Origin of the sequence: Kitasatospora aureofaciens (genome assembly GCF_019192735.1) — a bacterium.
GTDB lineage: Bacteria > Actinomycetota > Actinomycetes > Streptomycetales > Streptomycetaceae > Kitasatospora > Kitasatospora aureofaciens_A.
Window position 1 is genome coordinate 24434 of the sequence record NZ_JAHTKP010000029.1, and the last position, 25090, is coordinate 49523.

A 25090-nucleotide genomic window follows, 5' to 3' on the forward strand; every position below is an offset into this window, starting at 1 on the left:
ACCCACCCCCTGAAGGAAGACTCGACGATGAGACTCCGCCGCACCCTTCCCACCCTGGCCGCCTCCGTCGCCCTGGCCGCCACCGCAACCGCCTGCGGCAGCAGCGGTGGCGGCACGGGCGGGTCCACCACCCAGGACCTCAAGGGCCAGAGCCTGACCGTCGCCGCCGTGTGGAGCGGCACCGAGCAGGAGAACTTCAAGAAGGTGCTGGACGTCTTCACCGCGAAGACCGGCGCCACCGTCAGCTACACCTCCACCGGCGACAACCTCTCCACCGTGGTCGGCAGCAAGATCGAGGGCAACGACCCGATGGACGTCGTCATGGTGGCCCAGCCCGGCGTGATCAAGCAGTTCGCCGACAAGGGCTGGCTGGCGCCGCTCTCCCCCGCCGTCACCGACACCGCGAAGAAGAACTACGCCGGCATCTGGTCCAGCCTCGGCACCGTCAACGGCACCCAGTACGGCCTCTACTTCAAGGCCGCCGACAAGTCGACCGTCTGGTACAACCCCACCGCCTTCCAGAACGCCGGCATCCAGCCCCCGACCACGTTCGACGACCTGCTCAAGGCCGGCCGCACGCTCTCCGACTCCGGCACCCCGGCCTTCTCGGTCGCCGGCCAGGCCGGCTGGCCGCTGACCGACTGGTTCGAGAACATCTACCTCTCCCAGGCCGGACCCGAGCTCTACGACAAGCTCACCAAGCACGAGATCCCGTGGACCGACCCGTCGGTCGGCAAGGCCCTGACCACCCTCGGCAAGGTGTTCGGCGACCGGCAGCTCGTCGCGGGCGGAGGCCAGGGCGCGCTGCAGACCGACTTCCCCACCTCCGTCCAACAGGTCTTCGGACCACAGCCCAAGGCCGCCATGACCTACGAGGGCGACTTCGTCGGCGGCGTCATAGCCTCGGAGCTGAAGAAGCAGGTCGGCACGGACGCCAAGGTGTTCCCCTTCCCCGCCGTGGACGGCGGCAAGGCCCCCGTGATGGGCGCGGGCGACGCGGCCGTCGTCCTCAAGGGCGCCAAGCACCCCGAGGCCGCGCAGAAGCTCGTCGAGTTCCTGGCCGGCCCCGAGGCCGCGGCCGTCTGGGCCAAGGCCGGCGGCTTCATCTCGCCCAACAAGGCGGTCGATCCGTCCGTCTACCCCGACGACACCACCCGGCAGTTCGCCAAGTCGGTGATCGACGCAGGCGACGCGTTCCGCTTCGACATGTCGGACCAGGCGCCCGCCGCGTTCGGCGGCACCGCGGGCCAGGGCGAGTGGAAGGACCTCCAGGACTTCCTCGCCAACCCCTCCGACGTCCAGGGCGCCGCGGCGAAGCTCGAAGCCGACGCGGCCAAGGCGTACAAGGGCTGATCCACCATGTCTCTGCGCTCACCCCGCAGGGACCGGGCAACCGGTGGCGCGCTCCGGCGCCACCGGGGCCTCGCCCTGCTCCTCGTCCTGCCCGCCCTGCTGCTGCTCGGCGCCCTCGTCGTCTACCCCATCGGCTACTCGGTGGGACGCAGCCTCTTCGACGCCTCCGGCCACCGCTTCGTCGGGCTGGACAACTACGGTGCCGCCTTCACCGACCACGCCACCCTCACCGCCGTCCGCAACAACGCGATCTGGGTCGCCGTCGCCCCGGCACTGGTGACCGCGGTCGGCCTGGTGTTCGCGGTGCTGACCGAGAAGATCCGCTGGGCCACCGCGTTCAAGCTGCTCGTCTTCATGCCGATGGCGATCTCCTTCCTCGCCGCCGGGATCATCTTCCGCACGGTGTACGACGCGGACCCGCACCGCGGCGTGCTCAACGCCGCCGCGGTCGCCGTCCACGACACCTTCACCGACCAGCCCTCCTATCCGGGCGCCCGCCCGCGCCCCGGGACCGGACTCGACCAGGCCGACGGCGGCGACGTCCGGGTCCCGGCGGCCACGGGCACCGTGCTGCTGCCGCTGGTCGGCGTGCAGCCCGGCGCGGTCCCGGCCACCGCCCGCACGGCCCGGCCCGCCGACGGCGACGGGGTCCGCGGCACGGTGTTCCTGGACTTCGTCCCGGGCGGCGGCGGCCACCCCGGGCAACTGGACCCCGGAAAGAAGGGCCTGCCCGGCGTCAAAGTCCAACTCCACGACGGCGCACGGACGATCGCCACCACGACCACGGCCGACGACGGCACCTTCCGGTTCTCCGCCGCCCCCTCCGCCACCGCCTCGGTGGTCCTGCCGGCAGCCGACTTCGCCGCCCCCTACCGCGGCATCGACTGGCTCGGGCCCGCCTTCGTCACCCCGGCCATCATCGGCGCCTACACCTGGATCTGGGCCGGCTTCGCCATGGTCATCATCGCCGGCGGCCTGGCCAACCTGCCACGCGAGACGATCGAGGCGGCCCGACTCGACGGCGCCGGCGAGTGGCAGATCCTCCGCCGCATCACCGTGCCCCAACTCGCCCCGGTCCTCGGCGTCGTGTTCATCACCATGGTCATCAACGCGATGAAGATCTTCGACCTCGTCTACGTCATCGCGCCCGGGCCCGTCCAACAGGACGCCGACGTACTGGCGCTGCGGCTCTACCTGGTCTCCTTCGGCGGCGGCAACGACCAGGGCCTCGGCAGCGCGCTCAGCGTCCTGCTGCTGCTCCTGGTCGTCCCGGTGATGCTCCTCAACATCCGACGCTTCCGAGGGAGCCGATCATGACCACGACGCAACCGGCCCCGCCGACGCGGACCACAACGCCCGCCGGGACCGCGAAGCGGCCGGCTCCGGCCGGCCGGCCGGGCGTTCCGCTCACGACCCGGCTCGCTGTTCTTACTCGCCACAGCCTGGTCCAGGCCGTGCTGATCGTGGCCGCCGTGGCCTGGCTGGTGCCCACCGTCGGCCTGCTGATCTCCTCGCTGCGGCCCAAGCAGCTCACCGCCACCGGCGGCTGGTGGACGGCACTGACCCGGCCCGCCCAGCTCACCCTGCAGAACTACACCGCCCTGCTGGGCGGCGGCGACGTGCCCAAGGCACTGTGGAACACCGTGCTGATCAGCGTCCCGGCGACCCTGCTGACCGTCGCCCTCGCCGCGACGGCCGGGTACGCCTTCGCCTGGATGCGCTTCCCCGGCCGCGACGGCGTCTTCGTCGCGGTCGTCGGATTGCTGGTCGTACCGGTCCAGGTTGGCCTCATCCCGGTCGCCAAACTCGAAGGCGCCGTCGGGCTGTTCGGCACCATCCCCGGCGTGGTGCTGTTCCACGTCGGCTACGGGCTGCCGTTCGCGGTGTTCCTGATGCGCAACCACTTCCTGGAGATCCCGGCGGAACTCCTGGAAGCGGCACGGGTGGACGGCTGCGGCGAATGGCGGATCTTCCGCACCCTCGCCCTGCCGCTCGCCGCGCCGGCCGTCGCCTCGCTGTGCATCTTCCAGTTCCTCTGGGTCTGGAACGACATGCTGGTCGCACTGATCTTCGCCGGCAACGACTCGCAACCGCTGACCGTCTACCTGCAGTCCCAGATGCGGCAGTTCGGCAGCAACATGGACATCCTCGCGCCCGGCGCGTTCCTCTCCCTCCTGGTCCCCGTGGCGGTGTTCCTCTGCTTCCAGCGGTTCTTCGTCCAGGGAGCCATGGCGGGCTCCGTGAAGTGAGACTGCCAGGCGCGCCCATGGCCGCGCCTGGCAGCGGCGCCACCGCGACGCACCGGGAGAGGCACCCACGCGGCAGCCCGCGTTGGGCGTTCACCGGCAGGCGCTTCCGCGGCACGCCGTTTCGCGGTGTGATCCTCACAACAATCGGCGCGGGGGTGTAACACCTCGTAGGCATCATGACGTCTCGCGAGTAACGGCAGGTGATATCGGGAGGGGCCACGGTGGGACATACGTCGGGTCGGCGCGGGCGCAAGCGGCGCGGTGGCGGGAGCGAGGCGGACCGAATATCGCCGCTGACGGTCGCCGGGCGGGCCGTGGCCTGCGCGGCCGGCGGGTCCGTCATGGCGGTCAGCGGGTTCTCCTGGTACACGTACCACGACCTCACCGACGGCATGACCACCTCGGATGCGCTCAAGGCGGTGCAGGCTCCCGGCGCCTCCGCCCCGCCGCATCTGGACAAGGCGGTCAACCTGCTGCTGATCGGCCTGGACAGCCGCAAGGACCAGGACGGCAAGGACCTGCCGGACGACTTCGTCAAGAACGAACTGCACGCCGGGAACAGCGGGATCGGCGCCTACGAGACCAACACGCTGATCCTGATGCACATCCCGGCCGACGGGGGGAAGGTCGAGGCCTTCTCGATACCCCGTGACGACCTGGTCGATCTGGTCAACGTGCCCGGCGGTCACCCGCTCGGCCGGAACAAGATCAAGGAGGCCTACAACCAGGCCAAGTACTACGCCGAGCAGAAGCTGTCGAAGCAGTACTCCGGAGCCGAGCTGGAGCACCGCGGTCGGGACGCCGGCCGCGCGGCGACGCTGCTGACCGTGCAGAAGTTCCTCAACGTGCCGATCGACCACTTCGCGGAGCTCAACCTCAAGGGCTTCTACGACGTCGCCAGGGCACTGGGACCGATCACGGTCTGCCTCAAGCACGACACCAGCGACCCGACCCACGGCCGCACCGCGAGCGACCCGGGCGCGGGCGGCGGTTCCGGCTTCGTCGGTCACCAGGGGCTGAACACGCTCGACCCGGCGATGGCGCTCGCCTTCGTCCGCCAGCGGCACCACCTGGACGATCCCAGCAACGAGGGCGACTTCGCCCGGACCCACCGTCAGCAGGCGTTCATCGCGGCGGTCACCAACAAGCTCAAGCAGGAGGGGGTGCTCGGCGACCTCGGCCGGATGCGGGGCCTGCTCGACGCCGTGAAGCAGGACGTGGTCATCGACAGCAGCTGGGACATCCTGGACTTCGCGCAGCAGGCCACCAACCTGACCGGCGGCAACGTCGAGTTCAACACCCTGCCCATGGAGCACTACGGCGACGACCCGGTCGCCGGTGCCGTCAACATCGTGGACGTCGCCAAGATCCAGGCCATCGTGCGCCAGACCATCGGGGTCGCCCCCGCCGCCGCGCCCGCCGCCGGCGCGGCCTCGCCTTCCGCCGCGCCCTCGTCCTCGTCCTCGCCCAGCATCGCACCGGCCACCGTGGACGTGCAGGGCACCACCGCCGCCAAGGCGGACGAGGCTGCCAAGGACCTCACCGCACTGGGCTACACCGCCGGGCAGGCGAGTGCCGGGACCACCCGGCACAGCAAGACCACGGTGGTCTACGGCGCGGGCGCGAAGGATGCCGCGCAGCAGATCGCCACGCACCTCAACGTGGCCTCCACGACGGCTTCCTCCGGCGTCCAGGCGGGCCATGTGCTGGTCACCCTCGGAGCCGACTACGTGCCGCCGGCCACGGCCGCACCGAGCACGCCGCCGGCCACGGACTCGGCGACGGCCCCGGGCTCGGGCACGCCGAGCGCCTCCACGGCCGACCAGTACGCGGGCCCGGCGGTGATCGGCGGCAACACCTGCGTGGACTGAGCCGGCCGGACGGACGCTGCCGGCGCTGCCGCGGGATCCGCCGGCAGCGCGGGCAGAAGCAGCCGGAAGTCGCGCCGGTACTGCTCGGCGGCCTGCTGTATGAGGGCGTGGCAGCGAAGCGGCACGCGGGATAGCCCCGGACACGCCGAGGCCCACCATCCCTACTGCCCCGGGATGGTGGGCCTCGTGCTACTCAAACGTCGTCGTCGACATTGTTCGCGGTCTCGTCCTCGGCGGCCAGCTCGCCCTCCGCGGTCGTTCCGTCGGCGATGTCAATTGTGCCGCCACCCACGGCCGGCCCCGCTGCCCCGATCATCACATGCTCGAAGTCGTTACCACCCAGGAAGTTGTCGCCGTCCGTGGCCATGCTGCCCACCCTTCGTCTGGGCCCCGCCGAGTCACGGGACCTGACGGACTGTAACAACTGGGCTCCTGGCCGTCGTTGTCGGTCCAGGTGCCGAAGGGCCCGGGCAGGCCGGGCTGCTCGGCGCTCCGGATAGCGCGGCAGCTCGCTGACAGCGTGAAGGGCGGCCCCGGCCTGGATGGCCGGGACCGCCCTTCGGCGTACTCGGTGTTCTACGCGGCGACCAGGTGGTGCTCGGCGCCGGCCTCGACGGCGGTCACGCAGGCGGTGAACGCCTCGCTGGGCTGCTTCCACGGGTCGGGCACGTCCCGGCCGTCCAGGTAGAGCGCCAGCTTCGGCACGGTCTGCTCGTCGGCGAGTTCGCGCAGCGCGTCCAGGACGGCGTGGTCCATGGCGAGCACCACGTCGGCCCAGTCCAGCAGTTCGGGGCTGACCTGGACGCCGCGGTGGCCGCTCAGGTCGTAGCCGGCGCGGGCGGCGGCGGTGACCATGACCGGGTGGGCGCCCTCGCCGATGTGCCAGTCGCGGATGGCGGCGGCCCGGGTCTGGACCGCGCCGGCGCCGCGCTGGGCGAGGACTGCGGCGGCCAGCGGGGCGCGGCAGTAGCCGCCCTTGCAGACCGTCAGGATCCGGCGCGGCCGGGCCGCGTCGATGTGACGGTCCGATCGTGGTGGGAAGGAACGGTGTGTCGGTTCTCGGGAATGGGCCCGCGCGTGGGGTCAGTCGGCGGGGGTTCATCGGGGTGGCGGCGCTCGCGGGGGCCGGGGCCGCGCTCGGACCCCTCGCGCCGGGCGCGGCTGCCGAGGGGGCGGCCGGCGAGAGCGGGCGGCGGTCGCGGACGCTGGCGTTCACGGCGGGCACCAACGCCGCCGTCGCCCTCTCGCCCGACGGCGAGCGGATGGTCGTCGAGGTCCAGGGCGTCCTGTGGGCGCTGCCGCGGCGCGGGGGCACGGCGAGCGCGCTGACCGCCCCGGGGCTGGAGCCGACCCGCCCGGCATGGTCGCCGAACGGTTCGGCCGTCGCCTTCTGCGCCTACCAGGACGGGGGCTTCCACCTGTGGACCATGGACCCGGACGGCTCGCACCTGCGGCAGCTGACCTCGGGGCCGTGGGACGACCGGGGCGCCTCCTGGTCCCCGGACGGCCGGCACCTCGCCCTCTCCTCCGAGCGCGCCGGCGACGAGGTGTCCGGCAGCTCGTACGACATCTGGACCGTGGAGGTCGCCACCGGCCGGCTGACGCGCCTGACCGACCGGGCCGGCGCCGAGGACCACGACCCCTCGTGGCACCCGGACGGCGACCGGATCCTCTTCGTCCGCGCGGACGCCTCCGGCGGCCGGACCATCGCCTCCGTACCGGCCTCGGGCGGGCAGGTGAGCGTCCAGCGCACGGTGGACACCGGCACGATCGTCTGCCCCGTGGCGTCCCGGGACGGCCGGCTGGCGTACGTGTGGATCGGCGACGCCTCCGCCGCCACCTCCTACCAGGCGGGGAGCGCCTCGCTGGCCGTCGATGGCGTGGTGGTCTCGGGCGGCGAGGACGTCTCGCCGCTGCCGCCCTGCTGGACGCCCGACGGCGGCATCGTCTACTTCGCCGACGGCCGCCTCACCGACCGCTCCCCCACGCTGAGCACGGCGAAGGAGATCCCGTTCACCGCCCGGATCGACGTGCCGCGGCCCCAATACCGGCGCAAGGCACGCGACTTCGACTCCACCGACGAGCGGGACGTACGCGGCGTCCACCTGCCCGCGCTCTCCCCCGACGGGCGCTCCGTCATCTTCTGCGCGCTCAACGCCCTGTGGCTGGCGCCGATCGACGGGCAGCCGCGCAAGCTCCTCCAGGCCTCCCCCGCCCACTACGTGCAGATGCCCTCGTGGAGCAGGGACGGGCGCAGCGTCCTGTACGTGCACGACGGGGACGGGGACGGTCTGGGCGCGGTCCACCGGCTGACGCTGGAGGGCGGTGCCGACACGGTCCTCGCCCGGGGAGGCCGTTTCAACCCTGCGCTCTCACCCGACGGCACCAGGCTGGCCTGCCAGGACGTCACCGGCAACCTCCTCGTCGTCGACCTCGCCACCGGGGCGGAGACCCGCCTCGCCACGCCGCTGGGCAGCAACGGCCTTCCGGGGCGCCCCAGTTGGTCCCCCGACGGCCGCTACCTCGCGCTGTGCGACCGCAACCGCCTCAACCACCGCTTCCGCGAGGGCTACAACCTCATCCGCGTCATCGACACCCGCGACGGCACCTCGAAGGCATTCCTCCCGCTCCCGCACACCTCCGTCTCCGACCGCGGCGACAGCGGACCGGTCTGGTCGCCCGACGGCGCGTGGCTGGCACTCGTCGTGGAATCCGCCCTGTGGGTCCTGCCGGTCGGGCCGGACGGCTCGCCGACGGGCGAGCCCCGGCAGATCACCGACGAGGCGGCCGACCACCCGTCCTGGTCGGGCGACTCCCTGCGGCTGCTCTACCTCTCCAACGGGCAGCTGCGCCTGATCGGCCGCGACGGCACCGACCGCCGCACCGTCGCCCTCCCCCTGCGCACGGCCCGCAGCCTGCCGCCCCGCTCCGACGTCACCCGCATCCACGCCGCCCGGCTCTGGGACGGCACCGGCGAGCACGTCCGCGAGGACGTCGACATCGTCATCAGCGGCAACCGCATCACCGCCGTCGAACCGCACCGCTCGGACGCGCGCCGCGCGGGAGAACAGCTGATCGACGCCTCCGGCTGCACCGTCCTACCGGGCCTGTGGGACTCCCACACGCACCCGTACCAGAACACCTACGGCGGCCGCCAGACCCGCCTGATGCTGGCCTACGGGATCACCGGCACCGCTTCCCTGGGCGGCTTCGCCTACGAGCAGGCGCGCATCCGCGAGTCCGTCGACGCCGGCGTGATGGACGGGCCCCGGTTCCTCACCACCGGCGAGCTGATCGACGGCAGCCGCGTCGCGTACAGCATGGGCCGCGCCCACGGCACCGCCGACGGGGTGCGGCGCAGCCTGGAGCGCGCGGCGGCACTCGACTACGACTTCGTCAAGACGTACGTGCGCGCGCCCGGCTGGATCATGGCGGAGGCGGCCCGGACGGCGCACGAGCGCCTCGGTGTCCCGGCGGGCAGCCACCTGCTGACGCCCGGGGTGCAGGTGGGGCAGGACCTGACGACGCATCTGTCGGCCACCCAGCGGCAGGAGTACGGCCGGGCCGCCTCCCCCACGGGCCGTACGTACCAGGATGTGCACGAGATCTACCGGGGCGGCGACTTCGCCATCATCATCACCCCCTTCTCCGCGCTCTGCCTGCTCGGCGACGACCCGTCCCTGGCCGAGGACTCCCGGGTCACCGCGCTGATGCCCCCGTGGGGCACCGCGACCGTGCAGCACCAGGCCAAAACCGCGGCCACGCCGGAGCAGCTGCGCGCCGTGCAGAGGGAGATGGCCGTCTACCGGAGCATCCTCGACGACGGCGGGGCCCTGGCCATGGGCACGGACTCCCCGCTCACCCCGGTCGGTCTCCACGTGCACCTCGGGCTGCGCGCCCTGCACCGCTACGCCGGCTTGTCCCCGGCCCAGGCGCTGCGCACCGCCACCGTGGCGCCGGCCCGGCTGTTCGGGGTCGAGGACGACCTGGGCACGGTGGAGGCGGGCAAGCTGGCGGACCTGACGGTGGTCGACGGGGATCCGTTCCGCGACTTCGCGGATCTGGTGCGTACGGCGTGGGTGATGCGCGACGGGGTCGTCCACCGCCGCGAGGACCTGGTGGGCGGTGGCGGGCAGGCGCGGGCGGCGGGCGGGGGCGAGGACTGGCACGCGATCGGGCAGGCGCTGCGGCGGGACGGCTGCTGCGCGCTCTGACCGGCCGTCGGCGGTGAAGTCCGCCACGCGCCGGGCCCTTCGTCGGACGAACCCTCAGTTTGCCGAGTGGCGCGGCTCCACGTGGAAGTCGAACGGGATGGTGCCGGGGTCGACGGCCGTCACACCGCCGTCGACGGTGAGCACCGCGCCGTTGACGAAGGAGGCCGCGGGAGACAGGAGCCAGGCGATGGCCTGGGCGACCTCGTCCGGCTCGCCGGGGCGACCGGCCGGGAGCAGCCGGGTGGCGGTCCGGTAGGCGGTGTCGAGGCCGTCCGGGCCGAGGCCGGCCTCGTCGGCGAAGCGGGTCATGCGGCGGTCGGCCATGTCGGTGCGGATCCAGCTGGGGCAGACGATGTTGGCGCGCAGCCCGTGGCCGCCGTAGTCGACGGCGAGGGAGCGGCAGAGTTGGAGCAAGGCGGCCTTGGAGGTGGCGTAGGCGGCGTTGCCCCTGCCGTTGCGCAGGGCGGAGACCGAGGCGACCGCGACCACGGCGCCGCGGGTCTCCAACAGGTGTGGGAGGACGGCGCGTTGGAGCAGGAACGGGCCGGTGACGTTGGTGCGCATCACGGTCTCCCAGTCCTCCGGGGACAGGTCGCCGACGGCGCCGCCGCGTCCGATGCCGGCGTTGAGCACCAGCCCGTCCAGCCGGCCGTGGGCCGCGAGGGCCGCGTCGACGAGGCCGCCGACGGCCTCCGGGTCGCCGATGTCGGCGGGATGGTCGACGGCTCCGGTCTCCTCGGCGATCCGGCGCAGCGGCTCGGGGCGTCGACCGGAGACGACCACCCGGTGTCCGGCGGCGCACAGCAGCCGGGTGGTGGCGGCGCCGATGCCCGTGCCGCCTCCGGTCACGATGTACACCTGCTGGTCCGTCATCTTGCTTGGCCTCCCGATCCGTTCGCCCACCATCGGGCTGATGATATGCGGGCGTGTGGTGGACGGGTGGCCGCTGTGTCAGCAGAGGGCGGCGGCAGCCTTCATCCCGGCGGGCACGGCCGCGGTGCGGCCCGTCCTCGGGCGGCGTGCCCCTGCCAGGTGTCAGGGACCGCTGTGGCCTGCGGGTTCCTAGGCTGCTGACCGCCGGCCGGACGCCGCGTCGGGCCGGGCACCGTAGCAGCCAAGGGAGAACCATCCATGCGCAGGATCATGCACGCCACCCTCGCCCTCGCCCTTGCGGGCGCGGCCCCGCTGTTCGCCCTGGCGGCCCCCGCCGCCGCCCGGCCCGCGTCCGTGCGGACCGACGCATGGCCGTGCGACGGCCCGGCCCAGTTCTTCGCCGCCCGCGACGGCAACAACAAGTGGACCTGCTGGGCGAACTCCGGCGAGTCCTACGCCAAGGCCTACGGGGTGCGGCACTGGCAGTCCGGCCACAACTCGGGCCTGTTCGACTACGAGTGCCACGGCCAGACCGGGTCCCACAGCTTCGGGGAGAACGACGGCGGCGACCTGCCGGACTGCACGATCTACCACGTCGAGATCAACTGAACCACTGCAGGCGCGGTCCTAGCGCAGGAGGTCCGCGGGGACGTCGGTGGCGCGGGTGAAGACGGAGACCGGGTACTGCGTGTCGCAGTACTTGTTCCCGGTGGAGACGATGCCGATCACCACTCCGTTCACGGCCAGCGGCCCGCCGGAGTCGCCCTTGCAGATGCTGTCGGCCCGGCCGGGCTTCGGCAGGCCGCAGACCTTGAGACGCGGCGAGTCGCCGGGCCCGGTGTAGGGGTCGCAGCCGGCCAGGAGCGAGAGGGTCAGGGCGGCCTGCTTGAGGTGGGTGCCCGGTCCGTCGGCGCCGGTGCGGCCGTAGCCGTAGACGGTGGCCGTGGTGCCCGGCCGGTACAGCCCCTCGTCGCCCTGGCGCGCCACCCGGGCCGGGTGCTGCGGCAGCGGCCGGTCCAGGGTGAGGACGGCGGAGTCGTGGTCCAGGCCGGAGGTGTAGCGGGGGTCGAGCTTGAAGCTCTTCACCTGCCGGACCTGCCCGGCGGAGGTGGTGAGGTCGGTCCGTCCGGCGATGACCCGGAGCGTGGCCGGGTCGTCCGCCTCGGCGACGCAGTGGCCGGCGGTGAGCACCTTGGTGGGCGCGATCAGGGCGCCGGTGCACCACTGCTCGCCGCCCGCCGTCTCCAGAGCCACGACGAACGGGTGGGCCGCGGTGGTGGTGTCGGCGCCGCCGTGCACGGCGGCGGCCGGCGGGGCGGCCACCGCCACGAGGCCGGCGGCGACGAACAGCAGGGACATATGGAGCCGCTTCGGCTTGTGCATCGGGAGGGCTCGCTTTCTGTTCGGGGTGCTGTCCAGGCGTCGGCGCCGGTCGCCGCGGCCTGCTGGACGCAGACTGGCCCGGGGCCCGTCCCGGCCGCCAGCCCTGACGGGCAGTCCGGGACGCTGGAACGCCGACAGGTGCTCTGAGCTGGGAATTCGGCCGGTGCCTGGAACGCCGTTCCGGGACGGGGGCATCGCGGAAGTCCCCGTGGAGACCGCTTCCACAGGGACTTCCGTGCGCTTGCCGGACAGCGGCACCCGCACCCGGCGGGGCGGCTCCGCCCGAGGTCAGGCCAGCTCGCGCATCCGCCGGATCCGGCTCGCCAGCAGGATCGACGGGCTCGCCACGCTGCTCACCGCCAGCAGCACCAGGGCCGTCCGCGTGCCCCAGACCGCAGAGGCGGCACCGGCGGCGAGCGCGCCGACCGGGATCGCGCCCCAGGAGACGAACCTCACGGTGGCCATCACGCGAGGGAGCAGCTCCGGCGGGGTGTGGGTCTGGCGGTGGGTGCGGGTCACGATGCTGGTGACCACGACGCCCGCGGAGAAGCCGGCGTTGCCGAAGGCGAAGAGCAGCGTCCCCCAGCCGGGCCCGGCCGCCGGGAGCAGGAAGGCGAAGGCGGTGGCGGTCAGTGCCGCCCGGCGCAGCGCGCCGCCGCTGCCGGTCCGGGCGACCAGGCGGGGTGTGGCGGCGGCGCCGAGCAGGCTTCCCAGGCCGCCGGTGGCCATCAGCGCGCCCACGGCGGCGGCCGGCGCGCCGAGGGTGCGGACCAGGAACACCGGGGTGAGCGTCATCAGGCCGCCGCAGACGAAGTTCACCGCGGTGGCGACGGCGACGCAGGGCCCGATCACCGGGTGCTGGGTGACGAAGCGCCAGCCCTCTCGGATCTGCTCCCGCACTCCCCCGGCAGGCGCCCGCTCGGCAGGCGGCTGCTTGGCGGCCGGCAGGGTGCGCAGCAGCGCGGCCGAGAGGAGGTAGCTGACGGCGTCGAGCAGCATCGAGGCGGCGCCGCCCAGGAATTGGACCAGCACCCCGCCGAGCGAGGGGCCGGCCAGCTGGGTCGTGGCGGCGCTGCCGGACATCAGGCTGTTGCGGACGGTCAGCTCTTCCTTGGCGACGATCGAGGGCAGGAAGGTCGCGTTGCCCACGTCGAAGACCACGCTCGCGAGGCCGACCAGCAGCGCCACCACCACCAGTTGCGGCAGTCCGAGCACTCCCAGGGCGGCGGCCAGGGGCACCGAGGCCACGGCGGCTCCCCGGATCAGGTCCATCGCGACCTGTGTGCCGCGCAGCGGCAGCCGGTGGACCAGGACGCCGGCGGGCAGTCCGATCAGCAGCCAGGCCAGGTAGCCGGCGCCCGTGATCAGGGCGACCTGGAGCGCCGTCGCGTGCAGGGCGACCACGGCGACCAGCGGCAGCGCCACTCTGGTCACCTCGTCGCCGAGCTGACTGACCGTCGAGGCGCTCCAGTAGCGCCAGAACACTCCCACCCGGTCGCCGTGCCGCGCCTCGCCCCGTACCTCGTTCCGTACCGAGGCTGCCGTCTCCGTCGTCATGTCCCGCCCCTTCGCTGTGACCGTCCCCCGCCTGCGAGCCCGTCTCGGGGGCTCGCCCCGGCGAGTGAGTCTCTATTAGGGACTCACTCGCTCACTATAATCGGTGCTCATGCGGCACACCGAAGCGGCGGACCCCGACTGCGCGATCTCCCAGGCCCTGACGGTGGTCGGCGACGTGTGGACCCTGCTCCTGATCAGGGACATCGCCGGCGGCACCCACCAGTTCGACGCACTGCGCACCGGACTGGGCATCAGCCGGAAGATCCTCACCGAGCGCCTCAAGGCGCTGGTCGCCGACGGGGTGCTGGAGAAGCGGCTCTACCACCCGCACCCGCCGCGCTACGAGTACCACCTGACGCAGACCGGGCGCGGTCTGCTGCCGGTCCTGGTCGCCCTGCAGGACTGGGGCGGGCGGTACGTCCTGGGCGACGGCTCGCTCTCCGGCACCAGCACTGCCGACTCCGCCGAGACCCGCCGGGTGATGGCGCTGACCGGCCGCCGGCTGCCCGAGCTGGAGCTCACCGCCACCACCGCCTCCGGTGACCGGGTCGACCCGGTCACCGCGGACCGCGCCTGGACGGTGCTGTACTGCTTCCCGGGCGCCTACCCGCCCGGCGGCCTGGACTACCCGCCCGGCTGGAGCGCGATCCCCGGCGCCACCGGCTGCACCCTGGAGTCCTGCACCTACCGCGACCGGATGGCCGAGTTCGCCGCCCGCGACGCCGCCGTCCACGGCGTCAGCACCCAACGCCCGGACCAGCTGGCGGCGTTCGCCGAGCACGCGCGGATCCCGTTCCCGCTGCTCTCCGACGCCGAGCTGCGGCTGGCCGCCGCTCTGCGCCTGCCCACCTTCCGGGCAGCCGGCGTCGACCGGCTCAAGCGGCTCACCCTGATCCTGGACGCCAACCGCACCGTGCGGGGCGTCCTCTACCCGGTCACCGACCCGGCGGGGTCGGTCGAGGACGCCCTCGACCTGCTCGACGGCCTCGCGGCGGACTGACGGCGCCCCGGCAGACGGGAGTTCGAGGACCGGCCCTGAGGTTGGTCCCGCCCCGTCCGGGCTGCTGCCGGGACCCCGGTGGCACCGTACGAGCAGACTTGGACAACGCAGACCAGCGCAACACCCAGCTCAACTCGTGGCCAGAGCCTCCCCGAGCATCAAGTGCCCGCGACCGGTCAGCTTCTTGTGCAGCAGCTCAGCGCGTGACCGAATCAGCCCCTCCCGATACCCGTTGGGCAGCCTCTCCCATACCCCGGCCGCCATCTCGGCCGCGCCAGCGTGGTCACCATCCACCCGCAGACACGCGGCGGTGTCCATCGCCAGCAGTGCTCGTGCCATGACCGATGGGGAGTCCGTGAGGTCGAGGGCCTGGTCCTGTGCGGCGTAGGCGGGGCCGGAGTCGCCGAGCAGGGTGTACGCCTGGGAGAGGTGCACGTGGTGCTTCTGTTCGGGGTAGCCGAACCATGTGTCGGCCGTCTCGGCGCCATCCAGCTGTTCCGCGAGAGTGCGGACGTCGTCGACCGCCCTCCGCGCACCCTCATGGTTGCCGGAGGCCGCGAGGGCTCGGGCGGTGACCGCCGCCGCGAGGGCGCCGGCGGCCGTCGGACCGTTGCCGGCTTCGAACCGTGCCCTCGCAGCTATCCGCGCCGCTGCTTCGGGCGCCCCGTAGTTGAGCGGCACCATCGCATGCCGGGCCATTACCCAGGCGAGCATCCGGTGATCACCCGACTCGCGCGCGGCCCGCTCGGCGGTAGCGAACCACTGGAAGGCGTCGCGCTGGTCGCCCCGGTCGTGCTGGACGATGGCGACCAGGCCCGTGATTCCGGCCGCCGTCCGTGCCAGGTCCGCTCTGGCGTGTGCGGGATGCGGGCGGTTGAGGACGTCCCGGAGGAGGTCAAGATCGGACAGCATCTCGGCTAGGACCCTGTCCGGCGACCGTCCCCGGTAGCCACCCCGGTGCCGCTCGAAGGCTGACTCCAGGTAGGCGAGATCGCCGCCCCCGGACGGTGCGAGCGCTGACGCGATCCCTTCGCGAGCCTGGGCAATGCCGGGCAGCACCACGACGCCTGCTGCTGCCGCCACCCCCACCCCGATGAACTGCCGCCGGTTCACCTTGTCCTCCGCCTCGCGCTCGCGTCGATACCGCCGAGATCGGGCTACGGCCTCGGCCACCTAGTCCATGGGGAGACCGTAGGCGTCGGCGATGCCCTGGAGCGAGGGCCGGCGCGGAATACGCTTCTCCGCTTCCCAGTTCTTTACCGTGTCCGGGCTGCACCACTCGCCTGTTGCATCTCCGACTGCATCGGCCTGTTCCTCGCGCGACAGCCCAGCTCGCTCGCGGCTCTCCCGTAATAGCTCGCCGATTCCGTTCGGGGTGACGGGCACAGGCTCCCCCTCCGCTCATAGGTGACGCAGCCTCAATTGTGGCCTAGAAAACGGCCCAGGGCCGAAAAAACGGCCCCGCTCGCGGCCCCTCTCCTACGGCATGCCCACGGAGTTGACTGGCTAACAGCCGCTCCACAGGAAAGAGCCGGACACCCGGCCCTGGGCCTTCGGAGCGGCTGCCCGCGGCGGCTCTGCGAATGCGTCCCCCGACGATGCGGGGCCGCCGCGCCAACTCCCGTCCGAGAGACCTGGAGCGTCCATGGCGACTGCCGAGCGTCCCCCCGACGCCCCGAGACCGGCGGACACCGCTTCCGCGTCCCGTCGTCGCAGGCCGCGGCGACCTCCGAGCAAGCCGGCGAGCGCGGCGTTGATTGCCGCTTGCAGGGCCGACTACCGGCAGGGGCAGCAAGAGGCGGCGCGCCAGCCCCCGTACCCCTACAGACACGCGCCCCTCATGTGGGAATACCACCAGGCCAACGGAACGGGGCCTGGCCGTGTCGCTTCGTGAGACCCCGGTGCGCGCCCCGGAACAGCGAGCGGTGAACGCGGGCGTGTGCCTACCGTGCGTATACTTCCGCCGCGCCGCGCGGCAGTACCCGGCGATGGACTACCCCATGGTCGCCCGCCAGTTGGCGCGGTCCTGGCAGCAGCACGTGGACGACGGCGAGTGCCTGGTGGGGGAGTCGGGTGATGGGTGAGCCGGAGCACCTGCCGCCGAGTTGGGCGCTCTTTCTCGGCGGCCCGGTGCCGTACCCGGACGATGTCGACGGCCAGCCCAACACCGAACCGCCTCCACCGCCGCTCGAACCGGTGACGGAGTCGCTGACTCTCCGACGGCTGCGGGCCGAAGTGCGCAAGATCAACAACCGCTATTGGAGGCTCTGAGTGCGCCCCTGGTGGTTCCCGCCGTACTGGCGCCGCATCCGGCGCTACTACTCGGGCCGGCCGCCGACCAGAGGCGAGCGCCCCTCCACCCGGCCGCGCCGCTGATGGACTCGCGCGCCCCCACAGACCCCCGCTCCGGCCGTCGTCCCTGGCAGGCAGCCGGCCGGAGCGGGTTCCGTAACACCGAACGGCCCCCGGCCGCCATCCGGCGCCCGGGAACCCCTCAGTGTGAGGAGACACCAGTATGACCACTCCCGAACCGGCCCCGACGCCGGCGCCGCCCGGTCCCGGCCCGCTGCACCCGGTCGCCCCGGAGCAGCTCGTCAACCCGGCGACGTTCGACGCCGTCGTCGCCACCGTGCTCGACAACAACCCCGGCATGCTCGACGACATCGCCAAGCGGATCGTCACCGAGGCGATCAAGTTCGTCATCACCGCGGCCACGTTCCCCACCGTGCGTGTCACGCCGTCCAACGTCGTGGACGAGGGGTGGCACGCCCTCATCCTCCACACCCGTCCGTACGCCGAACTGTGCGTCCGGCTCGGTGGGTTCGTCCACCACTACCCGGAGCGCCCCGACCCGGCGCGCCACGACGAGGCGGCCTTGACCCGGACCGTCGCCCTGATCGAGGAGGCTGGCTACACCCCCGATCACGAGCTGTGGACGGGGCCGACCCGCGCCCTGGTGGCCGTGGCCGCGAACTGCTCCCACACCCCCGTGCCCGGCGGATGCGGACCCATCAACCCCGGCGCGTGCGCGTCGCACTGCAACGGCGGAGGCGGGGGTGGGGGCGGAGGCGGCGAAGGCAGCTAACCTGAGCCCCACCGAACGCGGAAAGGGCGGGATACATGGACGAGGCCGACGCCCAGCGGGTAGCCAGCACACTCCGCCGCCTAGGGATTCGGGGAGTCGTCTCCCCCGAAGACCTGGACACCCCGAACGGGCAATGGCGGGTGTACGACAGCATCAACCCCGTCACCCGGCGGGACATCACCGATGAAGTACGGGCGATCATCAGGGGCATGTCCCGTAAGACCGGTCCGACGCGAGGATTCGTCGTCCCCATCCCCCACTGAACAACGCCTCCCACGAGACACGGCCCCGTCCGGCGAGCTTGAGTTCTAGGGATCGTTGCAACACCCCAGCTGGGGAGTGCAATGACCTTCGAGATCCGCAAGGGCCAGACGGTGGCCCAAGGGCGTCGGAAGCTGACGCGTGAGCGCGAGGCATACTTCCAGCTCGTGCAACAGGGTGTCAGCTACGCCGAGGCCGCCAAGGCCGTCGGTATCAACCTTCGTACGGGCAAGCGATGGCGTAACGGCCGGAACCCTTCCGGCCGGCACAGGGCGGCAGCACCGGTCAGGCCGGTGCTGCCGCCCGTGGTGCGTCCCGGTACCTGTGCGAGGACGACCGCGTCCACATCGCCGACCGGCTGAGGAAGAAGGCGACGATCCGGGCGATCGCCGCCGAGCTGGGCCGCAGTCCCTCCACGGTCAGCCGGGAGATCCGCCGCAACCGCCATCCCGAGAACGGCCAGTACCGCCCGTTCGCGGCTCAGGCGCGTGCTGACGACCGACGGCGGCGGACTCCACCGTTCGGGTCAGCCGGCGGGCCCGTCCTCGCGGGCCCGTCCTCAGAGTCCCGCGGCGGCACGGACCTGCGCGGCCGTGCCCTCCGGATCGGCGACGGCCACGACGAGCACGTCGAAGTCGACCTCGCCCTCGGCCAGGTCGACGCGTACGGCGCGCCGGCCCCGGTTCGCCAGCACGAACTGCCGTCCCTCGGTCGAGCTGTGCCAGGTGCCGGCCTTGACGACACCCGGGACGCTGGTCCCCGGGGCGCGCATGCCGTACGGCGCCGTCAGCGGCTGGTCCTCGACCGACACCGAGCGGACGGCGGTCAGGGGCACGGTGACGTCCCCGTGCAGGGCCTCCATCCGTTCCCACGCCGTCAGCCGGACCGTCAGCCGGTCTCCGCCAATCACGATCTCCGCCATGCCCGTGCCTCCGAAGCAGTCTCAAGGAGGTACCAGGACTTATCACCAGGACCGGCTCCGGGTGGGTCAGCGACACCCTGTCACCGCCGACCGACCGCCGCCACTACCGCGTGCGGGCGTAGCGGCCGGGCTCCGAAGCAGGTGGACCCGGGGGCGGCTTGGGCTCAGGGGCAGTGGTAGGCGAAGGTGGCGGCTGCGGTCCGGGGGGCCGGCGAGAGGATCTGCAGGGTGGCGGTGGCCTGAAGGGTGCCCTGGCCCTCGAAGCTCCAGCGCAGCACCAGGTCGGTGTGGTGCACGCCGGAGCGGACGTCCTGGACGATCTCGTCCGAGGCGGTACCGTCGCTGCGCAGCCAGCGGTAGCGGACGGTGCCGGAGCCACCGTTGGTCTCCACCGCGGCCGTGACCACCGCGGTGCCTCCGCAGCCGGGGCCTGCCGGGTCGGTGGTCACGGCGACGCCGGTGACCACCAGGGCCGGGGTGTGGAGGCGCCAGAGCAGGAACGCCAGGACCGCCAGCACCGCGGCGGCCGCCACCAGCCACCGACGCGTCCGGCGGGGCCGCCGGGGCTGCGGCGCGGCCGGTGGCGCCTGGCCGTGCCACACGGCGGCGGCCCGCGGCGGGACGCCGGGGCCGAAGCGCCGCAACTCGCCCGGGGCGAGCGGCCGTTCGTCCGGCGGGACGTCGACGAGCGTGGCACCGGGCGAGGCCGTGGCACCGGGCGGGGTTGCAGTGCCGGCCTCGGCGGTGGTGGGCGCGTCCGCGTCGGGTGCGCCGCCCCAGACCCGGGGGTCGAGGAAGGTCGCGCTGTCGGCCTCGGTGCCGTCGAACCGGATCGTGGTCGCGGTGTCCGGCCCGCCGGCGGGGGTTGCCGCGGCGTCCCGGTTCAGCCGGAGGGTCCGGGTCTCCCCCGCCGCGGGGGGCTCCAGGCGGACGGTCTCCTCGCCGTTGCCCGTGTCCGGACCGGGCTGGACGGTCTGGTCCGCGCCCGGGACGGGGGCGGAGTCGGGGCGGGGCGTGGGCATGACGTCTCCAGGGCGAGGGGCAGAGGTGGGGGCGGGGACGGAAGCGGGGCGGGGATCAGCGGGGCGGGTTGCAGAGGAAGGCGGCCGTCTCGGCCGACGTCCTGCCCGGATTCGCCGCCGCCGGGGTGGTGGCCACGCGCACACCCCAGGTCGGGAAGGTGTCGGCCGAACCGAAGTCGTGCGTCCGCGTGATGGTGGCCCGGCCGTTCTGGACCGCCACCGTGTCGGTCGCGACGGTGACCGCGCGGCCGCCCGAGCTGTGGTACCAACTCAGCGTCAGCGTCCCGCTGCCGGTGCCCTGGGCGGCCACCGTGACGGTGGCGGTCAGGCTCCAACGGCCTGCGCAGACCAGCGAGTCCAGGTTCACCGAGCCGACCGTGAGGGTGGCCGGGGCGACGGTCGGGCTCGGCGTGGGAGAGGCGGTGCCGGAGGTCGGCCCGGCCGTCGCGGGGGCGGCGGGAGGTGCCGACGGGGGCCCGGCGGGAGCGGACGGTGCCGGCGGCAGACCGGTGGCGGGAGGTGTTCCCGGCACCGTGGGTGCTTTGCCGGTCGGCGCAGCCGTGTGGGTGCCGCTCGCCGTGCCCGGGGTCGCGGACGGAGAGGCCGTCGGAGCCGTCGGGGCGGCGGACGGTGACGGGCTCAGGCTCGGGCTCGGGGTGCCGCCGTCGCCGCCCGGTGCCGGGGAGGGACCGCCCGCCGGCCCGTTCGGGCCGAGGCTGGTGGTCGCCTCCGGGGAGGCGGCGCCGGCGACCGTACGGGCACCGCCGTCGGCGGCCCCCGCCATCGCCATGCCGGCCAGCGTGGCCAGGGTGAGGGCGCCGGCCGCAATGCCGGTGAGCGCCTTGCCGCGGGTTCCCGGGCGCGCACCGCGGCGGGTGAGGGCCTGCCGCACGGCGGCCGGGACGGTGTCGTCGCCCACGGCCGCAACCGCATCCGGGGGGCCCTCAGCGCTGCCAAGGGCGGTGTGGGCCAACGAGGTGCCGCCGGCGGCCTCGCCGGCCGCGCCGGGCAGCAGCAGCGCGAGCAGGGCGACCAGAGCCGTCAGATCGAGGCGTCCCTTCTCCTCCCACCCCGGCCCGTAGCCGGCCGCCGCGACCGCCTCCAGCTCCCGGACGAACGCGGCCGCGCCGTCGGGCCGGGCCTGCGGGTCCTTGGCCAGGCCTGCCAGGATCAGCGGCCGGACCGGGCCGGGCGCCGACTCGGCCGGGATCGGGGCCTCGGTGTGCTGGACGGCGAGTTCGGCGATCGTGGTGCCGCCGTAGGGGCGGGCCCCGGTGAGGCACTCGAAGAAGGTGACCGTGGCGGCGTAGACGTCGCCCGCCGGGGATGCGGGCCGGCCCGCCCACTGCTCGGGCGGCATGTAGGCGGGGGTGCCGGAGACGTCGCGGTCGTCACCGCTGGGCACCGCGATGCCGAAGTCGACCAGCTTCGACGTGCCGGCCGTGTCGACCAGCACGTTGGCGGGCTTGTAGTCGCGGTGCACCACGCCGGCCTCGTGGGCGGCGGCCAGTCCCAGCAACGAACCCTTCAGCACCACCAGGGCCGCCTCGGCCGTGGTGGCGCCCTCCGCGCGGAGCAGGTCGCGCAGCGCGATCCCGTCCACCAGCTCCATCACGATGGCCGAGCCCCGCTCCCCCTCCACGTACTCGTAGAGGCGGGTGACGTGCGGGGAGTCGATCCTGGCGAGGACCTGCGCCTCCGCGCGCAGCGCGGGCGGCGTGCCGACGGGGCCGTGGAGGTACTTGATCGCCACCGGGGTGCCGGTCTCCCGGTGGCGGGCGAGCACGACGCGGCCGCTCGCCCCGGCACCGAGCTCCCGCTCGTGCAGGTAGTCGGGGAGCTCCCAGGGACGCGCGTCCTCGGCCACCGGGGCATCACCCGCGGCGGGGGCCGGTCTGCCCCCGGCCGGTCTGTCGCCGGCCGGTCTGTCGCCGGCCGGTCTGTCGCCGGCCGGTCTGTCGCTGTCCGGACTGTCGCCCTGCTGTGTCTGGTCGTCCATTGCCCGGCGCTCTCCCCGTCCCTGCCTGCTGCGGCGTGCACCCTATGGCACGGCGGCTGCTGGCGGGGACGTGGCCCGTGAACAGCCGGTTCCGGGCCCGTCGATCCGTTAGGTCACGATTCGGGTGATTCGCACAGCGTCCGAACCACGGGCTCCGGAACGATGGGGGCAGAAGGCTCGTCGGGGTCGGCCGGGTCGGCGGGGAGCGGTGCCGGGCGTGGGCCGAACAGCTGTGGCAGGCGTTGCCGGGGCCCGTTGCCGGTCCAGGGGGTGTCAGCCATGGGGGCGGCGGAAGTCGACGTAGGGCGGGTGGGCCTTGAAGGAGATGTCGACCTCGGGGCGGCGCAGGTCCGGGTCGGGCAGGAACTGGCTGGTGATGCTGGTGGTCAGCACGTGGTCGCCGTGGACGACGCCGGCCTGGCGGGGGCCCCAGCCGGCCGCGTACTCGAACGCGGCGCAGGCAGCGGCGAAGGGGGCGCGGCTGCCGGTCAGGAAGAGAGTGCGGGCGTGGCTGACGGGGCGCAGCCACTCGCGGGTCTCGGCATGCTCGCACTGGCGGTTCCAGGCGGCGGCATCGCGGGCGGTGCGGCGTTCGTCGGTCCGGACGGTCAGCGGGACGCCCTGGACGAGGCGGCGACGCAGGTCGGGCCAGGCGGTGGGGCGCAGGCCCAGTGAGTGGTGGACCAGGACGAGGTCGACCCGGCCCCCGCAGTTCTCCAGGTACTGCTCGTACCCGCCGTCCATGGACACTCCGTCCCGCAGCGGGACGTGCACGATGGTGTGCCGGGAGTAGGCGGCGAAGGAGAAGAGCGCGGCGAGCCGCGACAGGCCGTCGTGGTCGCCGATCAGCCAGCCGTAGCCGGCCGGGTCGGCGAGTGCGGTGTGGCGCAGCGGATGCCACGGCCGCACCACCCGGTACTCCCGTGGCCCGATCCGGGGACGGAACTGACGCAACTTCAGCTGCATGGACGCGCTCGCATGGCACCAAGGGTCTCCGAGGCGAAGGCTCTGGCGCAAAGGGTATTCATGCCGCAGCAGAGGGCAGCGGGGGCAGGGGGTTGGGCGGGCCGGGGAACCGGCGAGGTTCCCCGGCCCGTCTGGTGGTCAGAACGGCTTGGTGGGCAGGTACTTGCCGTCGAGGGTGATCACGGCACGGTGGCCGCCGTCCGGGTCCTCGACGGTCTTGAAGTCGAGCTTGAAGTTGATGGCGCTGATGATGCCGTCGCCGAGCTGCTCGTGGACCAGGGCCTTGAGGGTGGTGCCGTAGACCTGGAGCATCTCGTAGAAGCGGTAGACGGTCGGGTCGGTGGGGATGCCGCCGGGGATGCTGCCGCGCAGCGGGATGGTCTGGAGCAGCAGGGCGGCGTCCTCGTCCAGGCCCAGGCGCTCGGCCACCGCCTTGGCCGAGTCGGCGGGCAGCGGGTGCTGGCCGAGCAGGGCCGCGGTGACGAAGGCGATGGAGAGGCCGGCGGTGTCGGCGAGCTCCTGCCAGGTGAGGTCCTGGCGGGTCTTGGCGTCGACGATCCGCAGGGCGAGCTGCTGGCGGGCGGTCTGGTCGAACTGTGCGTGCACCATGAGATGGGCCTTTCGGGATGGTGGGAGGGGGTGTGGTGGTGGGAGTGGGTGCGGTGGTCAGGCGGCCAGGGCGGTGAACTGTCCGCTTTCGGTGTCGAGCAGCTCGGCGGAGCCGGTGCCGATGTCGTAGACCCAGCCGTGCAGGGTCACCCTGTGCTGGACCAGGGCCTTGGCCACGGACGGGTGGGTCCGGAGGTTCGCCAGCTGGGCGAGGACGTTGTCCTTCACCAGGGCGGCGACCCGCTCCGCGCCGGCCGGGTGCTCGCCGGCGTCGGTGCGGGCCTTGGAGGCGTCCGCGTGGTGCAGCCAGGTGGCGACGGCGGGCAGGCCGGTGAGGTCGCTGCCGGAGGCGAGGGCGGTCATCGCGCCGCAGGCGGAGTGCCCGCAGACGATCACGTCCGTGACCCCGAGGACGCTGATCGCGTACTCGATGCTCGCCGCGACGCCGTCCGAGCCCTGCGTGTACGGGGGCACGAGGTTGCCGGCGGTGCGGATGACGAACAGCTCGCCCGGATCGGTCTGGGTGATCAGCTCCGGCACGACCCGGGCGTCCGAGCAGCCGATGAACAGCGCGGTCGGCTGGTGGGTGGTGGCGAGCTTCTTGAAGAGTGCCGCCTGGGTGGGGAACACCTCCCGGCTGAACCGCTGGAAGCCCTGCGCCATCTCGTTCATGCGTGTCACTCCTTCGTCGACTGCTCGGTCCGGCTGTGCGCCTTCCGACGAGCTCAACGATGCATGACCTGGACCTATAGTGTCCAAGACGCAATAGCCATCGTGTCTATCGGTGATGTCTATAGTTGGCTCCATGGAACTGCGCCATCTCCGGTACCTGCTCGCCGTGGCCGAGCACGCCAACTTCACCCGCGCCGCCGAGGCCCTGCACGTCTCGCAGCCGACGCTCTCGCAGCAGATCAGGCAGCTGGAGAGCTCGCTGCAGGTGCAGCTCCTCGACCGCTCCGGGCGCACCGTGCGCCTCACCGACGCCGGCCAGGCCTACACCCACTACGCGCGCCAGGCCCTGCGCGACCTCGCCGCGGCCGAGCGCGCGGTCCGCGACGTCCAGGACCTCTCGCGCGGCACCCTGCGCCTGGCCGTGACCCCGACCTTCACCGCCTACCTGATCGGGCCGCTGGTCGAGGACTTCCACGCGCGCCACCCCGGGATCACCCTGGACGTCCGCGAGATGACCCAGGACCGCATCGAGTCCGAACTGGCCGCCGACCAGCTCGACCTCGGCATCGCCTTCAGCGGGGCGCACCTGCCGGCCGTCACCGCCACCGCCCTGTTCACCGAGCACCTCGGCCTCGTCGTCGCCTCCGCCCACCCCTACGCAACCAGCCCGGGCCCGCTCCCGGTCCGCGACCTGGGCGACCAGCAACTCGCCCTGCTCAGCCCGGACTTCGCCACCCGGCACCACATCGACCGCTACCTCGCCGAGCACCGGGTCCGGCCACGGGTCGCCATCGAGGCCAACTCCGTCAACGCGCTCGTCGCGATCGTCCGGCGGACCGGCCTCGCCACCGTGCTGCCCGACGCCATCACCCGCGAACAGCCCCACCTGCGCTCCGTACCCGTCGACCCCCCGCTCCCCTCGCGCACCGCCACACTGCTGCGCCGGGACACCGCCTACCAGAGCGCCGCCGCCCGCTCGTTCAGCGATCTCGCCCAGCACCTGGCACACACCTTCGGTCCCACGCCCGATGACCTGGTCTAGCGCGTCCGGCGC

General features: G+C 73.1%; 25 protein-coding genes and 1 pseudogene. 13 read left to right on the forward strand and 13 right to left on the reverse strand.

Going from position 1 to position 25090, the window contains the following annotated elements:
- Positions 1 to 27: 27 nt before the first annotated feature.
- The 4 genes from KV557_RS25055 to KV557_RS25070 all read left to right on the forward strand — a co-directional run bounded on the left by KV557_RS25055 (position 28) and on the right by KV557_RS25070 (position 5473).
- Positions 28 to 1353 carry an ABC transporter substrate-binding protein gene (locus tag KV557_RS25055; protein ID WP_218203737.1) on the forward strand — a complete coding sequence of 442 codons (1326 nt, stop codon included), beginning with the start codon at positions 28 to 30 and terminating at the stop codon, positions 1351 to 1353.
- Positions 1354 to 1359: 6 nt separating this feature from the next.
- The gene (locus tag KV557_RS25060; RefSeq protein WP_218203738.1) at positions 1360 to 2670 is read left to right on the forward strand and encodes a carbohydrate ABC transporter permease; all 1311 of its coding nucleotides are present in this window, start codon (positions 1360 to 1362) and stop codon (positions 2668 to 2670) included.
- The gene (locus KV557_RS25065) at positions 2667 to 3602 is read left to right on the forward strand and encodes a carbohydrate ABC transporter permease (RefSeq protein WP_218203739.1); all 936 of its coding nucleotides are present in this window, start codon (positions 2667 to 2669) and stop codon (positions 3600 to 3602) included. The genes KV557_RS25060 and KV557_RS25065 overlap by 4 nt, the downstream gene beginning before the upstream one ends.
- A 221-nt stretch (positions 3603 to 3823) precedes the next feature.
- Positions 3824 to 5473 carry an LCP family protein gene (locus KV557_RS25070; protein ID WP_308130060.1) on the forward strand — a complete coding sequence of 550 codons (1650 nt, stop codon included), beginning with the start codon at positions 3824 to 3826 and terminating at the stop codon, positions 5471 to 5473.
- Between the two features lie 193 nt (positions 5474 to 5666).
- Here KV557_RS25070 and KV557_RS25075 read toward each other — a convergent pair whose 3' ends face one another.
- Complete coding sequence (locus tag KV557_RS25075; RefSeq protein WP_218203740.1) at positions 5667 to 5840, reverse strand: hypothetical protein; 174 nt, start codon at positions 5838 to 5840, stop codon at positions 5667 to 5669.
- A 209-nt stretch (positions 5841 to 6049) separates the two neighbouring features.
- Positions 6050 to 6490 carry an arsenate reductase/protein-tyrosine-phosphatase family protein gene (locus KV557_RS25080; RefSeq protein ID WP_218203786.1) on the reverse strand — a complete coding sequence of 147 codons (441 nt, stop codon included), beginning with the start codon at positions 6488 to 6490 and terminating at the stop codon, positions 6050 to 6052.
- A gap of 89 nt (positions 6491 to 6579) precedes the next feature.
- On the opposite strand from KV557_RS25080, the gene KV557_RS25085 reads away from it, so the two are divergent.
- Positions 6580 to 9687 carry an amidohydrolase family protein gene (locus KV557_RS25085; RefSeq protein WP_308130061.1) on the forward strand — a complete coding sequence of 1036 codons (3108 nt, stop codon included), beginning with the start codon at positions 6580 to 6582 and terminating at the stop codon, positions 9685 to 9687.
- 54 nt (positions 9688 to 9741) lie between these two features.
- Here KV557_RS25085 and KV557_RS25090 read toward each other — a convergent pair whose 3' ends face one another.
- Complete coding sequence (locus KV557_RS25090) at positions 9742 to 10560, reverse strand: SDR family NAD(P)-dependent oxidoreductase (RefSeq protein ID WP_218203742.1); 819 nt, start codon at positions 10558 to 10560, stop codon at positions 9742 to 9744.
- A gap of 258 nt (positions 10561 to 10818) precedes the next feature.
- On the opposite strand from KV557_RS25090, the gene KV557_RS25095 reads away from it, so the two are divergent.
- Positions 10819 to 11169, forward strand: coding sequence for a hypothetical protein (locus tag KV557_RS25095; RefSeq protein ID WP_218203743.1), 351 nt, complete (start codon positions 10819 to 10821; stop codon positions 11167 to 11169).
- A gap of 18 nt (positions 11170 to 11187) precedes the next feature.
- On the opposite strand, the gene KV557_RS25100 is transcribed toward KV557_RS25095, so the two are convergent.
- Positions 11188 to 11943 carry a S1 family peptidase gene (locus KV557_RS25100; RefSeq protein ID WP_218203744.1) on the reverse strand — a complete coding sequence of 252 codons (756 nt, stop codon included), beginning with the start codon at positions 11941 to 11943 and terminating at the stop codon, positions 11188 to 11190.
- Positions 11944 to 12231: 288 nt separating this feature from the next.
- Positions 12232 to 13500: an MFS transporter gene (locus tag KV557_RS25105; RefSeq protein WP_218203745.1), complete on the reverse strand. Its 1269-nt coding sequence runs from the start codon at positions 13498 to 13500 to the stop codon at positions 12232 to 12234.
- 109 nt (positions 13501 to 13609) lie between these two features.
- Between KV557_RS25105 and KV557_RS25110 the strand changes: the two genes are divergently transcribed.
- On the forward strand, positions 13610 to 14500 hold the full coding sequence (locus KV557_RS25110) for a winged helix-turn-helix transcriptional regulator (RefSeq protein WP_218203746.1): 891 nt from the start codon (positions 13610 to 13612) through the stop codon (positions 14498 to 14500).
- A 129-nt stretch (positions 14501 to 14629) separates the two neighbouring features.
- Here the strand turns inward: KV557_RS25110 and KV557_RS25115 are convergent, their stop codons facing one another.
- Together KV557_RS25115 and KV557_RS42965 are read right to left on the reverse strand one after the other, a co-directional pair.
- Positions 14630 to 15613: a transcriptional regulator gene (locus KV557_RS25115; protein ID WP_256177918.1), complete on the reverse strand. Its 984-nt coding sequence runs from the start codon at positions 15611 to 15613 to the stop codon at positions 14630 to 14632.
- Positions 15614 to 15673: 60 nt separating this feature from the next.
- On the reverse strand, positions 15674 to 15886 hold the full coding sequence (locus tag KV557_RS42965; protein WP_308130062.1) for a helix-turn-helix domain-containing protein: 213 nt from the start codon (positions 15884 to 15886) through the stop codon (positions 15674 to 15676).
- Positions 15887 to 16380: 494 nt separating this feature from the next.
- On the opposite strand from KV557_RS42965, the gene KV557_RS25120 reads away from it, so the two are divergent.
- From KV557_RS25120 to KV557_RS25140, 5 genes and pseudogenes are all read left to right on the forward strand, one after another.
- Entirely contained in the window at positions 16381 to 16584 is a 204-nt protein-coding gene (locus KV557_RS25120; RefSeq protein ID WP_218203747.1) for a hypothetical protein, read from the forward strand.
- The gene (locus KV557_RS25125) at positions 16577 to 16771 is read left to right on the forward strand and encodes a hypothetical protein (RefSeq protein WP_218203748.1); all 195 of its coding nucleotides are present in this window, start codon (positions 16577 to 16579) and stop codon (positions 16769 to 16771) included. Before KV557_RS25120 ends, KV557_RS25125 begins: the two co-directional genes overlap by 8 nt.
- A gap of 244 nt (positions 16772 to 17015) precedes the next feature.
- A complete protein-coding gene (locus KV557_RS25130; RefSeq protein WP_256177919.1) occupies positions 17016 to 17585 on the forward strand; it encodes a glycine-rich domain-containing protein in 570 nt (189 codons plus the stop codon).
- Positions 17586 to 17620: 35 nt separating this feature from the next.
- A complete protein-coding gene (locus KV557_RS25135) occupies positions 17621 to 17848 on the forward strand; it encodes a hypothetical protein (RefSeq protein WP_218203749.1) in 228 nt (75 codons plus the stop codon).
- Between the two features lie 81 nt (positions 17849 to 17929).
- Positions 17930 to 18366: pseudogene (locus KV557_RS25140) on the forward strand (helix-turn-helix domain-containing protein); the annotation flags it as partial.
- 39 nt (positions 18367 to 18405) lie between these two features.
- Here the strand turns inward: KV557_RS25140 and KV557_RS25145 are convergent.
- The 6 genes from KV557_RS25145 to KV557_RS25170 all read right to left on the reverse strand — a co-directional run bounded on the left by KV557_RS25145 (position 18406) and on the right by KV557_RS25170 (position 24036).
- Entirely contained in the window at positions 18406 to 18768 is a 363-nt protein-coding gene (locus KV557_RS25145) for a hypothetical protein (protein ID WP_218203792.1), read from the reverse strand.
- A gap of 164 nt (positions 18769 to 18932) precedes the next feature.
- Positions 18933 to 19790 carry a hypothetical protein gene (locus tag KV557_RS25150; protein WP_218203750.1) on the reverse strand — a complete coding sequence of 286 codons (858 nt, stop codon included), beginning with the start codon at positions 19788 to 19790 and terminating at the stop codon, positions 18933 to 18935.
- A gap of 55 nt (positions 19791 to 19845) precedes the next feature.
- A complete protein-coding gene (locus tag KV557_RS25155; protein WP_308130063.1) occupies positions 19846 to 21657 on the reverse strand; it encodes a protein kinase domain-containing protein in 1812 nt (603 codons plus the stop codon).
- Positions 21658 to 22062: 405 nt separating this feature from the next.
- On the reverse strand, positions 22063 to 22755 hold the full coding sequence (locus tag KV557_RS25160; RefSeq protein WP_218203752.1) for a hypothetical protein: 693 nt from the start codon (positions 22753 to 22755) through the stop codon (positions 22063 to 22065).
- A gap of 138 nt (positions 22756 to 22893) precedes the next feature.
- Positions 22894 to 23364, reverse strand: a complete 471-nt coding sequence (gene cynS, locus KV557_RS25165; RefSeq protein WP_218203753.1) for a cyanase — start codon at positions 23362 to 23364, stop codon at positions 22894 to 22896.
- A 57-nt stretch (positions 23365 to 23421) separates the two neighbouring features.
- Complete coding sequence (locus tag KV557_RS25170) at positions 23422 to 24036, reverse strand: carbonic anhydrase (RefSeq protein WP_218203754.1); 615 nt, start codon at positions 24034 to 24036, stop codon at positions 23422 to 23424.
- A 133-nt stretch (positions 24037 to 24169) separates the two neighbouring features.
- Here KV557_RS25170 and cynR point away from each other — a divergent pair, with 133 nt between their 5' ends.
- Positions 24170 to 25078 carry a transcriptional regulator CynR gene (gene cynR, locus KV557_RS25175; RefSeq protein WP_256177920.1) on the forward strand — a complete coding sequence of 303 codons (909 nt, stop codon included), beginning with the start codon at positions 24170 to 24172 and terminating at the stop codon, positions 25076 to 25078.
- Positions 25079 to 25090: the final 12 nt, after the last annotated feature.

Coding starts and splice junctions, on each gene's coding strand:
- KV557_RS25075 (WP_218203740.1), bottom strand. CDS start 5,840: ATGGCCACGGACGGCGACAACTTCCTGGGTGGTAACGACTTCGAGCAT.
- KV557_RS25105 (WP_218203745.1), bottom strand. CDS start 13,500: ATGACGACGGAGACGGCAGCCTCGGTACGGAACGAGGTACGGGGCGAG.
- cynR (WP_256177920.1), top strand. CDS start 24,170: ATGGAACTGCGCCATCTCCGGTACCTGCTCGCCGTGGCCGAGCACGCC.
- KV557_RS25130 (WP_256177919.1), top strand. CDS start 17,016: ATGACCACTCCCGAACCGGCCCCGACGCCGGCGCCGCCCGGTCCCGGC.
- KV557_RS25100 (WP_218203744.1), bottom strand. CDS start 11,943: ATGCACAAGCCGAAGCGGCTCCATATGTCCCTGCTGTTCGTCGCCGCC.
- KV557_RS25055 (WP_218203737.1), top strand. CDS start 28: ATGAGACTCCGCCGCACCCTTCCCACCCTGGCCGCCTCCGTCGCCCTG.
- KV557_RS25095 (WP_218203743.1), top strand. CDS start 10,819: ATGCGCAGGATCATGCACGCCACCCTCGCCCTCGCCCTTGCGGGCGCG.
- cynS (WP_218203753.1), bottom strand. CDS start 23,364: ATGGTGCACGCACAGTTCGACCAGACCGCCCGCCAGCAGCTCGCCCTG.
- KV557_RS25145 (WP_218203792.1), bottom strand. CDS start 18,768: ATGGCGGAGATCGTGATTGGCGGAGACCGGCTGACGGTCCGGCTGACG.
- KV557_RS25060 (WP_218203738.1), top strand. CDS start 1,360: ATGTCTCTGCGCTCACCCCGCAGGGACCGGGCAACCGGTGGCGCGCTC.
- KV557_RS25110 (WP_218203746.1), top strand. CDS start 13,610: ATGCGGCACACCGAAGCGGCGGACCCCGACTGCGCGATCTCCCAGGCC.
- KV557_RS25150 (WP_218203750.1), bottom strand. CDS start 19,790: ATGCCCACGCCCCGCCCCGACTCCGCCCCCGTCCCGGGCGCGGACCAG.
- KV557_RS25160 (WP_218203752.1), bottom strand. CDS start 22,755: ATGCAGCTGAAGTTGCGTCAGTTCCGTCCCCGGATCGGGCCACGGGAG.
- KV557_RS25170 (WP_218203754.1), bottom strand. CDS start 24,036: ATGAACGAGATGGCGCAGGGCTTCCAGCGGTTCAGCCGGGAGGTGTTC.
- KV557_RS25065 (WP_218203739.1), top strand. CDS start 2,667: ATGACCACGACGCAACCGGCCCCGCCGACGCGGACCACAACGCCCGCC.
- KV557_RS25135 (WP_218203749.1), top strand. CDS start 17,621: ATGGACGAGGCCGACGCCCAGCGGGTAGCCAGCACACTCCGCCGCCTA.
- KV557_RS25125 (WP_218203748.1), top strand. CDS start 16,577: ATGGGTGAGCCGGAGCACCTGCCGCCGAGTTGGGCGCTCTTTCTCGGC.
- KV557_RS25090 (WP_218203742.1), bottom strand. CDS start 10,560: ATGACGGACCAGCAGGTGTACATCGTGACCGGAGGCGGCACGGGCATC.